General features: G+C 74.4%; 10 protein-coding genes. 3 read left to right on the plus strand and 7 right to left on the minus strand.

What is annotated here, in order from left to right; translation table 11 throughout:
- Positions 1–18: 18 nt before the first annotated feature.
- The 3 genes from BLS99_RS06565 to BLS99_RS27320 all read right to left on the minus strand — a co-directional run bounded on the left by BLS99_RS06565 (position 19) and on the right by BLS99_RS27320 (position 1,899).
- Positions 19–519, minus strand: a complete 501-nt coding sequence (locus BLS99_RS06565; protein ID WP_091045680.1) for a flavin reductase family protein — start codon at positions 517–519, stop codon at positions 19–21.
- Positions 516–1,031: an NADPH-dependent FMN reductase gene (locus BLS99_RS06570; protein WP_176953234.1), complete on the minus strand. Its 516-nt coding sequence runs from the start codon at positions 1,029–1,031 to the stop codon at positions 516–518. Before BLS99_RS06570 ends, BLS99_RS06565 begins: the two co-directional genes overlap by 4 nt.
- A 292-nt stretch (positions 1,032–1,323) precedes the next feature.
- Entirely contained in the window at positions 1,324–1,899 is a 576-nt protein-coding gene (locus BLS99_RS27320; protein WP_091045686.1) for a winged helix-turn-helix domain-containing protein, read from the minus strand.
- Between the two features lie 265 nt (positions 1,900–2,164).
- On the opposite strand from BLS99_RS27320, the gene BLS99_RS06580 reads away from it, so the two are divergent.
- The 3 genes from BLS99_RS06580 (at position 2,165) to BLS99_RS06590 (ending at position 6,539) form a co-directional block, all read left to right on the plus strand.
- Entirely contained in the window at positions 2,165–2,620 is a 456-nt protein-coding gene (locus BLS99_RS06580; RefSeq protein WP_091045689.1) for an RrF2 family transcriptional regulator, read from the plus strand.
- A 128-nt stretch (positions 2,621–2,748) separates the two neighbouring features.
- A complete protein-coding gene (locus BLS99_RS06585) occupies positions 2,749–3,960 on the plus strand; it encodes a glutamate-cysteine ligase family protein (RefSeq protein ID WP_091045692.1) in 1,212 nt (403 codons plus the stop codon).
- A 143-nt stretch (positions 3,961–4,103) separates the two neighbouring features.
- A complete protein-coding gene (locus BLS99_RS06590) occupies positions 4,104–6,539 on the plus strand; it encodes a polysaccharide lyase 8 family protein (RefSeq protein WP_091045694.1) in 2,436 nt (811 codons plus the stop codon).
- Here the strand turns inward: BLS99_RS06590 and BLS99_RS06595 are convergent.
- The 4 genes from BLS99_RS06595 to BLS99_RS06610 all read right to left on the minus strand — a co-directional run bounded on the left by BLS99_RS06595 (position 6,536) and on the right by BLS99_RS06610 (position 11,853).
- Positions 6,536–7,108 carry a hypothetical protein gene (locus BLS99_RS06595; protein ID WP_091045697.1) on the minus strand — a complete coding sequence of 191 codons (573 nt, stop codon included), beginning with the start codon at positions 7,106–7,108 and terminating at the stop codon, positions 6,536–6,538. The two genes, BLS99_RS06590 and BLS99_RS06595, sit on opposite strands and share 4 nt — an antisense overlap.
- Positions 7,109–7,376: 268 nt before the next feature.
- Positions 7,377–8,051 (minus strand): response regulator, encoded by a 675-nt coding sequence (locus BLS99_RS06600; protein WP_091045700.1) that lies wholly within the window; start codon positions 8,049–8,051, stop codon positions 7,377–7,379.
- The gene (locus BLS99_RS06605) at positions 8,048–10,594 is read right to left on the minus strand and encodes a sensor histidine kinase (protein WP_091045704.1); all 2,547 of its coding nucleotides are present in this window, start codon (positions 10,592–10,594) and stop codon (positions 8,048–8,050) included. Before BLS99_RS06605 ends, BLS99_RS06600 begins: the two co-directional genes overlap by 4 nt.
- Positions 10,595–10,671: 77 nt before the next feature.
- Positions 10,672–11,853, minus strand: a complete 1,182-nt coding sequence (locus BLS99_RS06610) for an ROK family transcriptional regulator (protein WP_091045707.1) — start codon at positions 11,851–11,853, stop codon at positions 10,672–10,674.
- Positions 11,854–12,101: the final 248 nt, after the last annotated feature.

Consider the following 12,101-nt stretch of genomic DNA (forward strand, 5'->3'; position numbering starts at 1 on the left):
GGTTCGGAGAAGCGGTCGTCAGTCGAGGGGGGCGGCGGCGCAGTAGCCGCCGGCGTGGTAGACCAGCGGTTCGTGGTCGCCGCCGGTGGCGGCGCCGACGACCAGGGCCAGGACGATGTGGTGGTCCCCGGCCTCGATGCGGTCGGTGACGACCGCCCGCAGGTGCGCGGGGGCGTCGGCGAGCACCGGCTCGCCGGTGTCGAGCCGCGACCAGGCGGTGCCGCGGAAGCGGTCGATGCCGCTGGTGGCGAACCGGGTCGCGACGGCGTGCTGCTCGGCGGACAGGAAGTTCACGGTGAGGCTCTCGGCCTCGCGGACCGCCGGCCAGGCCGAGGAGCCCGAGGCGATCGCGAAGGACACCAGCGGCGGGTCGATCGAGACCGACGTGAGCGAGGTGGCGGTGAACCCGGCCGGGCCGTCCCCGGCGTCGGCGAGGACCACGGTCACCCCGGCCGGGTGGGCCCGGAACAGGGACCGGAACGAGGCGGGCTCGACGCCCGCGTGGACCTGGGTGCTCATGCCGGCACCCCGGCGCCCGCGGCGGCGCGCAGGGCCGGCAGGTGGGCGCCGGTCCACTTGGCCAGCCGCTCGTCGAGCTCGGAGAGCTCCTGCTCCCGCAGCGTGAGCGAGGGGACGGGCAGGCTCGCGCCGAGCTCGGCCAGGACCGGGCGCAGCTGGAGGTCGGCGAGGAACCGGTGCTCGGCGGAGGCCGCGATCGTCACCGGGACGGCCACGGTCCCGGCGAGGGCGCCCGGGGGGAGCTGGTCGAGGAAGAGCTTGAGCAGGCCGGTGTAGCTGGCCTTGTAGACGGGCGTGCCCACCACGAGGACGCGGGCGGCGCGGACGCGGGCCTCGGCGTGGTCGTAGCCGGGGGGCTCGATCCCGTCCAGGTAGAGCTCGGCGAGGTCGATCGAGGCGGTCGCCTCCCCGGGGCCGGCGATGGCGGCGGCCAGGGCCTCGGCGGTGGTCAGGGTGCGCGACAGGCGCTTGGGGTTGCCGACCACTGCGGTCACGGCGGTGCTGTCGGTCACGGTGCAGTCCTTACGGTGGGTAGCGTGCGAGGGCACGCCGCTGGAGGGCGTGCTGGGAAGGGACCCGCTGGGGCCCTGGGGAATCGGCGCCGCGTGAGGCCGCGGCCGGATCGTGTGTGAAGGTGTGCGCGTCGGGAGCGGCCCGTGGCGGGCGGGTCCCGACTAGCGCATTCGGGGACGACAGAGGGCGCTGGCGGCGCGCATCTGGTCGATCTCGCGCCGCCGCGTCAGGAGGCTGGCGGACGTCATGCCGACAACACTAGCAGTATTCCTATAGAAATACTAGGATTTCTTAGATGGTGAGAAGCCGGTCCTCGCCGGGGTACCCGGCCGGGGTGGTCCGGTACTCCACGTCCCGGCTGCGCGTGAACCGGTAGCCCACCCCCCGCACCGTGGCCACCAGGGCGTCGAACTCGGCGAGCTTGGCGCGCAGGCGCCGCACGTGGACGTCGACGGTGCGCCCGGGCAGGCCCGTGTCCGGTGTCTCCCAGACGTACTGGAGCAGCTCCGACCGGGTGTGGACCATGCCGGGGTGGCGGGCGAGGAAGGCCAGGAGCTCGAACTCCAGACGGGTCAGCGCGACCACCTCGCCGTGGATGGTGACCTCGCGGCCGGCGGTGTCGATGACGAGCGCGGGCGCGGGGGCCGGGATTCCGGGGACCGGGGCCTCGAGGGCCGGCTCGGGCGGGGACGCCTGCGCCCCTTCGACGTTGACGCGCCCTCCGCCCTGCGCGAGCACCCCGAGCGCCGCGGTGAGGCGGCGCGCCAGGCGCGGGTCGTCGGCGGGGATCTCGACGGTGACGGTGATCGTGGCGGTGCCCGTGCGGCGGTGGACCGGGGGACGGGTGCGGGTCTGGACGGGAGTCATGGCGGCGCCTTCGTTCGATTCTCGACAGAGGATTCCGGGACGGGCGGCGACGTCGGGCAGCGCTCGGTTCAGCGCACCGCCGCGGCGGGGCCGCCCGGGCGACACAGCGCGGAGTCCGAACGCGCGAAGTCGATGTGGCGCCTCTTGGTCCACCCCGTCCTCGCCGGTTCGCTGGTGCGGTTCACCCCGACAGCATATCCTATCGATCAAGTAGGATTCAAGTACACGTTCCCATTTGCCCCGAAACACGAGGAGGGAGCCCGCCATGCAGGTCTCCGCTCGCGGCGAGTACGCCGTCCGCATCGCGGTCACGCTGGCCCAAGGCCATCCGCGCACCATCTCCGCCAGCTCCCTGGCCGCCGCGCAGGCCCTGCCGCGCAAGTTCGCGGAGGTGATCCTCGGCGACCTGCGCCGGGCGCACCTCGTCGACAGCGTCCGCGGGGTCGAGGGCGGCTACCGCCTCGCCCGGTCCCCTGAGGACGTCTCGGTGGGGGAGGTGCTCCGCGCCGTCGACGGGCCCCTCGCCGAGGTCCGCGGGCGCCGCCCCGAGGAGACGAGCTACGAAGGCGCCGCGGTGAACCTGCCGCGGCTGTGGGTCGCCGCGCGGGCCGCGGTGCGCTCGGTCTTCGACGAGGTCTCCCTGGCCCAGGCCGCGACGGGGGAGTTCCCGCTCCGCATCGACGAGCTCACCGCCGCCGACGACGCGTGGACGCCCCGGTAGTCCACATCGCCCGGTGGCGGTTGCGCGGGGGGCGCGGGCGCCGTACCATGCCTATATCCTATTGATCCGATAGGAATACTGTGTGCGGGCCCGGCGCCCGCCGCCTCCGCCGAGACCCGGGAGTCAGCATGTCCGAAGCCCCGCTCCGCGACCGCGCCGCCGCGCCCCTGACCGAGGACGCCGCGCACGAGCGCATCGCCTCCCTGGCCTTCGAGCCCGCCGCCACCGGGCGCGTCGGCGCCGAGGTGGAATGGCACCTCACCAGCCCCGCCGACCGGCGCCGCCGCGTCGACCCCGAGACCGTCAAGGCCCTCCTCGGCGTCCGCGACGCCCTCCCGCGCCGCACCCGCCTCAGCTTCGAACCCGGCGGCGCCCTCGAACTGAGCACCCGGCCCGGCACCCTCACCGAGTGCTTCGACGACCTCGAAGCCGACCGCGACCGCATCGCCGCCGCCCTCGCCGCCGAGGGCCTGGAGCTCCTTGGCCTGGGCCTCGACCCGGTCCGCCTGCCCCGCAGGGTCGTCCGCAGCCCCCGCTACCAGGCCATGGAGGAGCTGTTCGACCAGGACGGGCGCGCCGGGCGCTGGATGATGGCCAACACCGCCTCCGTCCAGGTCTGCGTCGACACCGGCACCGAGGCCGACCTCGCCGCCCGCTGGACCCGCGCCCACCGCCTCGCCCCCGTCCTCATCGCCGCCTTCGCGAACTCCCCGCTGCGCCGCGGCGAACCGAGCCTGTGGCGCTCCACCCGCCAGCACGTGTGGACCGCGATCGACCCCACCCGGTCCCGCCCCGTCTCCGCCGGCGACCCCCGCGAGACCTGGGCCCGCTACGCCCTCGACGCCCGCGTCATGGCCGTGCGCGGACCCGGCCGCTGGACCGTCCCCCGCGGCCTCACCTTCCGCGACTGGCTGCGCGCCACCGACCTCCGCCCGCCCACCCGCGACGACCTCGACTACCACCTGACCACGCTCTTCCCGCCGGTGCGCCCGCGGGGGCGCTACCTCGAACTGCGCATGATCGACGCCCAGCCCGGCCCCGACTGGATCGTCCCCGTCGCCCTCGCCGCCGCCCTCTTCGACCACCCCGGCGCCGCCGCGGCCGCCGACCGCGCCCTCGCACCCCTGTGGGACGGCGCCACCGCCGCCGACCTCGCCCTCCGCGCCGCCACCGCCGCCCTCGGCGACGGCCCCATCGCCGCCGCCGCCCTCGCCTGCTTCACCGCCGCCCGCGACGCCACCGCCGACCCCCGCATCGCCGCCGCCCTCGACCGCCACACCGAGACCTTCGTCGCCAGAGCCCGCACCAGAGCCGACGACCTCGTCGCCGCCCGCCGCTGACCGCCCACGTCACCACTTCGGACTCGCCGCGCCCCCGCAGCCCGGCCCGCCGATACGATGGGCGCGACCCTGCTCCCCGACCGTGCCAGCAGACCGTGCCATCAGATCAGGCCCTGCGGCCAAGCCCTCCGACAAGGACACCGATGCCTCCCCGCCGCCCCACCGCGACCCGGCGCCGACTCATCGGAGGAGGACTCGCCCTCTCGGGCGCCGCCCTCCTCGCCGCCTCCGGCGACGACCGCCCCGCCACCGCACCCGACGGCGACCGCGCCGCCGAGCGCGCCGCGACCGGCCTCCTCGACCGCGCCCGCGACCTCCTCGTCGGCGGCGCCTTCGACCCCGCCGACGCGGACTACGCGCAGGCCCTCGGCGCCCTCGACCGCGCCGCGACCCGCTTCTGGGACGACATGGACCGCGGCGAGGACCGCACCGCACTGTGGAGCGACATCGCCCCGCCCTCCGACCCCGCCGGCTTCAACACCGCCTACTCCCGGATCCTGCGCACCGCCCTCGCGTGGGCCACCCCCGGCACCGGCCAGCACGGCGACGACGCGATCGCCGCGGGCCTCGCCGACGCCCTCGCGCTCCTCCACCGCGAGGGCTACCACGCCGACGCCGAGCGCACCGGCAACTGGTACTGGTGGGAGATCGGCTCGCCCGCCGCCCTCATGCGCGCCTGCGTCCTCCTCGGCGACCACGTCCCCCGCGACGACCTCGCCCGGTACCTCGCCACCGTCGACCGCTGGTGCCCCGGCGCCTCCGTGCGCCCCACCGCACCCGACGAGGCCGAGACCGGCGCCAACCGCGCCGACAAGGCCGCGATCCTCACCCTCCGCGGCATCCTCGGCCGCAGCCCCGCCAAACTCGAGCAGGCCCGCGACGACCTCACCGGCGCCGCCGGCGACGGCGCGGGCAACGTCTTCGCGCTCGTCACCGCCGGCGACGGCTTCCACGACGACGGCTCGTACCTCCAGCACGGCTGCGTCCCCAGCACCGGCAGCTACGGCATGGTCCTGCTCGGCTCGGTCGCGCTCGTCACCGCGCTCCTCCACGGCACCCGCTGGGCCGTGCCCGCCGCCGACGTCGAGCGCCTGTACACCACCGTCGAGCAGTCCTTCGCGCCCTTCAACGAGGACGGGCGCTTCATGGACTGCCTGCGCGGCAGGAGCATCGCCCGCCCCTACCACCGCGACGACACCACCGCCGCCGCGCTCCTCACCGCCGTCACCGCGCTGGCCGAGCACGCCTCCGAACCGCACCGCGCCCGCCTGCGCTCGCTCGCGAAGGGCTGGCTCGAACGGACCGGCCCCGCGGCCTACTTCGGCGCCGGAGACGTCGGCGGCATCCGGCGCGCCAAGGCCGTCCTCGCCGGCGACGACCCGGCCGCCGCCCGGCCCGAACTCACCCGCGTCTACCCCGCGATGGACCGCATGCTCGTGCGCCGCGCCGACTGGTCACTGGCGCTGTCCATGTCCTCCAACCGCATCGCGGCCTACGAGACCGGAAGCGGCGAGAACCTGCGCGGCTGGTACACCGGCGACGGCATGTCCTACCTGTACCTCACCGCCGACCCGGACCAGTACGGCGACGAGTTCTGGCCCACCGCCAACCCGTACCGGTACGCGGGCGTCACCGCCGACACGCGCGAGCGCGGACCCGAGGGCGAGGACGACCGCCTCACCGCCCCCCGCCCCGCGAACGACGTCGCCGGCGGCGCGACCCTGCTCGACCGGTACGCCGTCGCCGCCATGGACCTCGTCGCCGAGGGCTCCTCCCTGCGCGCCAAGAAGGCGTGGTTCGTCGCCGGTGACGCCGTGATCGCCCTCGGCGCCGGGATCACCGCCACCGACGGCCGCGCGGTCGTCACCGCCGTCGAGCAGCGCAACCTCCACGAGGACGGCGACAACCGCCTCCTGGTCGACGACACCGAGCGCGCCCTGGAGGCGGGGCTCTCCGACCGGCTCGTGAACGCCCGCTGGGCCCACCTCGACGGCGTCGGCGGCTACGTCTTCCCCGGCGGCGCCGACGGGCTCCTCGCGCGCCGCGAGACCCGCCGCGGCTCCTGGAACGACATCGAGCAGGGCCCCACCACCGGCGGCGGCGACACCACCGTCCACAGCAGGCGGTACCTCTCGCTGTGGTTCAACCACGACGCCTCGCCCGCGGACGCGACCTACGCCTACGCGCTCCTGCCGACCGCCACCGCCGAAGCGACCCGCGACTGGGCCGCAGCCAGGCCGGTCACCGTGCTGTCCAACACCACCGCCGTCCAGGCCGTCGGCGACGAGGGTCTGGGCCTGGTCGCCGCCCACTTCTGGGAGCCCGGCGACGCCGGCGGCCTCGCGTGCGACGCCCCCGCCTCGGTCCTGGCCGTGCGCGACGGAGACGAGGTGCACGTGGCCGTCGCCGACTCCGGCCGCACCACCGACACGGCCGTGGTCGAACTGCCCTGGGCCGTCGCGGGCGTGCTCCAGGCCGACGAGACGGTCGTACTCGAAGCCGACCGCCCCGCCAGGCTCGTCGTCCGCCTGCGCGGCACCGGCGGGCGCACCCAGCGGGCCGTGCTCGCCGCTGTCTAGCGCCCCAGGTGCGCGGTCGCGGCCGGGCGGAAGAGGAGGAGCAGGGCGAGCGCCGCGGCGAGGACGAAGATGATCTCCAGGACCGACTCGCCGGGCCCGAACCAGGTCGGAAGGTGGTCGTAGACCTGTTCTGCCACCAGGGAGTCGGCCTCGTTCGCCGTCTCGGTGGCGAACACGTACCCGAGGTGGAACAGGCTCGGCAGCGCCCACAGGACCACCCCGAGCGGGGCCGCGACGGCCGCGAGCGTGCGGGCGCCCCGGCGGCCCCGGGCGGTGCCGATCGCCGCCGCCACCAAGAGCGCGGCGAACACGAGCGACGCGGCGACCGCCGCCCAGTACGGCAGGTACCAGGCCGCGGGTCCGAACTGCTCGCACGGGAACGAGCTGTCGGGCCAGCCCCCCGAAGGCTCCAGGTCCACGACCTCGTCGCACGCGCGCGCCGAGGCGTCCTGGAACGCGCCGTACTGCACGATGCGGGCGATCCCCACGGCCGCCGCCGCTCCCGCGGCGACCCACAGCGCCGCACCCCCGGCCTTCAGCACGCCGGGCCTGGTCTCGGTCTCGCTCATCTCGGTGCTCCCCTTCAGCGTCGTGAGCGACCACTGTAGGGCCCCGAGGCGACCGTATCGACCGGCGGGGGACCAAGCGGTCGAAAACGGCACGCGGGAGGGGCGTTCGGACCGAGACGCAGCGGTCTACGGCTTGCTTTGCCTCCTGCGGCCGTCTGCGATTCCTGCGGCCCACGGTCTGCTGTGCCTTCTACGGCCGACTGTGCTTTTCGCGGCCTACGGCCTACTGTGCTTTCTGCGGCCTACGGCCTACTGTGCTTTCTGCGGCCTATGGCCTGAACCGGTACCCCATCCCCGGCTCGGTCAGCAGGTGGACCGGGCGGGCCGGGTCGGCTTCGAGCTTGCGGCGGAGCTGGGCCATGTACTGGCGCAGGTAGTTCGTCTCCCGGTCGTAGTTGGGGCCCCAGACGCGGTGCAGCAGCTCGCGCTGGCTCACCAGCTTCCCCGGGTTGCGCAGCAGCACTTCGAGGAGCTGCCACTCGGTCGGCGTCAGGCGCACCTCGTCGCCGTCTTTGCGGACCTCCCGCGCCGCCAGGTCCACCGTCACCGGCCCGATCGCCGTCACCGGCGAGTCCGAGCCCGGACCCGAGCGGCGCGTCGCCGCCCGCACCCGCGCCAGCAGCTCCCCGATGTCAAAGGGCTTCGTCACGTAGTCGTCCGCGCCCGCGTCCAGCGCGGCGATCTTCTCCGCGCTCGCGGCCCGGCCCGACAGCACCAGGATCGGCGCCTTCGACCACCCGCGCAGCCCCTCGATCACCTCGGAGCCGTCCATGTCCGGCAGCCCCAGGTCGAGCACCACCAGGTCGGGCACCACCGCCGCCGCGGCCCGCAGCGCCTGCGCGCCGTCGGCCGCGGTCGTCACCTCGTACCCGTGCGCCGCCAGGTTGATCCGCAGGGCCCGCGCGATCTGCGGCTCGTCGTCCACCACCAGTACCTTGATCACTCCGCACCCTCTCCATCGGACGCCGCTATCCGCAGCGCCAGCACCATCGTCAGCCCGCCGCCGGGAGTCGCCTCCGCTGCGAGCGAGCCGCCCATCGCCTCGGCCAGGCCGCGCGAGAGCGCGAGCCCCAGGCCGACGCCCGTCGTGTTGTCCCGGTCCCCGAGCCGCTGGAACGGCCGGAACATCGTCTCCCGGTCCTCATCGGGCACCCCCGGGCCCCGGTCGACCACCCGCAGCTCCACCGCCTCGCCGTGGATGCCCGCGGTCACCCGCAGCGGCACCCCCGCCGGGCTGAACCGGAGCGCGTTCGCGATGACGTTCACCAGGATCCGCTGCAGCAGTCCGGGATCGGCAAGGACCTCGGGCAGATCCGGGGCCACGTCCAGGCTCACGTCCGCCGCCGCCTCACCGATCTCGTCGAGCGCCCACGGCACCGCCTCGTCCAGCGCGATCGGCACCGGATCGGCCCCCAGCACCCCCGCCTGCAACCGGCTCATGTCCAGCAGGTTGTCCACCAGGCCCGTCAGCCGCGTCAGCGACTGGTCCGCCGAGTCCAGCAGCTCCGCCCGCTCGGCGGGCGTGAACAGCTCCCCGGTGGACTTCAGGCTGGAGACCGCGACCCGCGTCGACGCCAGCGGCGTGCGCAGGTCGTGCGAGACCGCCGCCAGCAGCGCCGTCCGCAGCTTGTCCGCGTCCGTCAACCGCTGCACCGCCTCCGCCTGCCGCTCCAGCCGTTCGCGTTCGAGCGCCGCGGCCGCGTGCATCGCGAACGCCTGCGCGATCCGCCGGTCCGCCGCCTCGAGCGTGTGCCCGCGCAGCGCCATCGCCAGGTCGTCGTTGATCGGCAGGTCGTTGTCGGCCGCACCGGGACTCGTGCACGCCGCCCCCGCGTGCGCGACCGGCCGCCACGCCTTCGGGTCGCGCCGCTCGTCGGGGCCCGCGCCCTTCGCCGTCCGCTCCAGCAGCGTCACCGATTCCAGCCCGAACGTCTCCCGCAACTGCTCCAGGAGGTCGTCCAGGCGGTTCCCGCCGCGCAGCACGTTCCCCGCGAGCGTCGCCAGGGTCTGCGCCTCCGCGCTGGCCCGCGCCGCCAGGCGCGCCCGCGCGGCCGACAGGTTCACCACCGCCGCGCCGCCCAGCGCCAGGGCCACGAAGATGACCAGCGCGATCAGCTGCTCCTGGTCGTGGATCTTCAACTCGTAGTACGGGGTCGCGAAGAAGTAGTTGAGGAGGAAGAACCCCAGCAGCGCCCCCAGCAGCGCCGGCCACATGCCGCCGGTGAGCGTCAGCGCCATGACGGCGGTGAGGACGATGAGGATCATTGTCGTCAGCGACAGCTCCTCGTGGAACGGGATGAGCACCACCACGAGAGCGGGGATCCCCAGGAACGCCAGCCCGATCCCGAGCCGGCGTCGCGCGGCCCCGATCAGGTACCGGCCCGAGCGCGAGCGCTGCACGCTCGCGACCCGCTCGTGGCTGACCAGGTGCACGTCGATCTTCCCCGACCTTGCCGTGGTCGTGACGCCGACGCCGCGCGAGAGCGCCTGCGCGAACCGGCCCCGCCGCGACGCCCCCAGCACCAGCTGGGTCGCGTTGGCGCCCTGCGCGAACTCCAAGAGCGCGTCGGGGATCGAGTCGCCCACCACCTGGTGGTACGAGCCGCCCAGGTCCTCCACGAGGTTCCGCTGCCGGGCGAGGTTCCGCGCCGAGGCCGCGCTCGTCAGCCCGTCGCCGGAGGCCACGTACACGGCCTTGAGGTCGGCGCCCCCGGACCGCGCGGCGATGCGCGCCGCCCGCCGGATCAACGTGTCCCCCTCGTCCCCGCCCGACAGGGCCACGACCACGCGCTCCTTCGACTCCCACACCGCGGTGATGTGCTGGGCCGCCCGGTACTGCTCCAACTGGTCCTCGACCTTGTCGGCCAGCCACAGCAGCGCCAGCTCCCGCAGCGCCGTCAGGTTCCCCACCCGGAAGTAGTTCGCGAGCGCCGCGTCCACCTTCTCCGGCGGGTACACGTTCCCGTGCACCATCCTGCGCCGCAACGCCTCCGGCGTGATGTCGGCCAGCTCCACCTGGTCGGCGCGCCGCACCACCTCATCGGGCACGGTCTCGCGCTGCGGGACCCCGGTGATCTGCGCGACCACGTCGTTCAGCGACTCCAGGTGCTGCACGTTCACCGTCGAGATCACGTCGATCCCCGCGTCCAGCAGCTCGTCGATGTCCTGCCAGCGCTTCTCGTTGCGCGACCCCGGCACGTTCGTGTGCGCCAGCTCGTCGACCAGCGCCACGGTGGGGGCGCGGGCGACGACGGCGTCCACGTCGAACTCCTCGAAGGCCGACCCCCGGTACTCGACGGTCCTGCGGGGCACGGTCTCGAGGTCGCCGATCAGCTCGGCGGTCGCGCGGCGCCCGTGGGTCTCGACGTAGCCGATGACGACGTCGGTTCCGCGCGCGGCGCGGCGGCGGGCCTCCTCCAGGGCGGTGAAGGTCTTCCCGACGCCCGGGGCGGCGCCGAGGTAGATCCTGAGTTGTCCACGTGGCACCTGCTAATCATTCACGCGTTTCGCCGGTTCGGCCGTCAAGAACGCGTCAAAGGTGTCAGGGCCGACCGCCGCGGTCCTCAGGCGCCGCCCAGGAACCGCACGATGACGGGGGTCGCGGCGCCCTTGGCGACGGCGTCGGGGCCGAGCATCCCGGGTGCGATCCGGGCGCTGGCGAACGGCTGCTTGAGGGCGTATTCGCCGGTGGCGGCGGTGATGTCGCCGAGGCGGCGGCCGGCGAGCATGAGCCCGGCCCAGCCGCCGATGACGATGAGCTCGGGGTTGAACAGGTTGAGGAGGTCGGCCAGGCCCGCGCCGAGGTAGCGGACGGTCTCGTCCACGACGGCGACGGCGGCGGGGGAGGGGTCCGCCAGCAGGCGCCCGAGCGCGGCCTCCTCGCCGCCGTCGAGGTCGACGGCCCCGGCGGCGGCGAGGTACCGGTCGAGGATGCCCTCGGCGCCGACGTACGCCTCCAGGCAGCCGCGGCTGCCGCACCGGCACGCGGGGCCGTCGACGCGCATGGTGGTGTGGCCCCATTCGCCCGCGCTGGAGCCGGCGCCGCGGTACAGGGCGCCTTCGGCGATCACGCAGGAGCCGACGCCGGAGCCGATGAGGGCGATGATGGCGTTCTCGGCGCCGCGTCCGGCGCCGAACCACAGTTCGGCCTGGCCCATGGTCATCGCGCCGTTCTCGACGTGGACCGGGAGCGGGTCGAGGCGGTCGGCAAGCATGCGGCCCAAGGGGACCGCGTCCCAGCCGAACGCCTGGGCGTGGACGACGCCGTCGGGGCCGTACTCGACGATGCCGGGCATGCCGACGCCGACGCCGAGGACGGGGACGCCTCCGGCCGCGGCGAGCACTTCCTTGACGCCGGCGGCGATGTGCTCGATGACGGTGGCCGGGTCGTGGCGGCCGGTCTCGAGCGCGTAGCGGGCGGCGGCGCGGGCGGCGAGCTTGAGGTCGAGGAGTTCGACCTGGACGTGGGTCTCGCCGACGTCGACGCCGACGACGAGGGCGTGGCCGGGGTCGACGTCGAGGAGGATGTGGGGGCGGCCGCCGTCGGAGTCGACCTTCCCGGCCTCGCGGAGGATGCCCTCGGCGATGAGCTCGGCGGTCACGTTGGAGACGGTGGCGGTGCTCAGGTTCGTGGCGGGGGCGAGGTCGCGGCGGGTCAGCGGGCCGTCGAAGTACAGGGTCCGCAGCAGGCGCGCCCGGTTGCCGAGCTTGAGGTCGCGCGTGGTCATCCGCTTGGGGCGTTCCATCTGTCCACCACTCCGTGTCGTTACCTGTCCGGGACCATGCCGTTATTGCGGGGAGATTGACGGCACGAGTCGATCTACTTAATCTAAGTCTTAACAGTAAGTCGTAGACCTACTGATCCAGCCTACATCCGGGTCACTCCGGACCGCGTCGGCCGGAGTCTCTCAAGGGCCCCGGCAGGAGCGGGAGCGCCGCCCGCACCCCAGAGAGCGCTCCCTCACAAGGACCCTCCGCACAGGAGCCTTCCGCA

The organism is Glycomyces sambucus (assembly GCF_900102815.1).
Taxonomy (GTDB): domain Bacteria; phylum Actinomycetota; class Actinomycetes; order Mycobacteriales; family Micromonosporaceae; genus Glycomyces; species Glycomyces sambucus.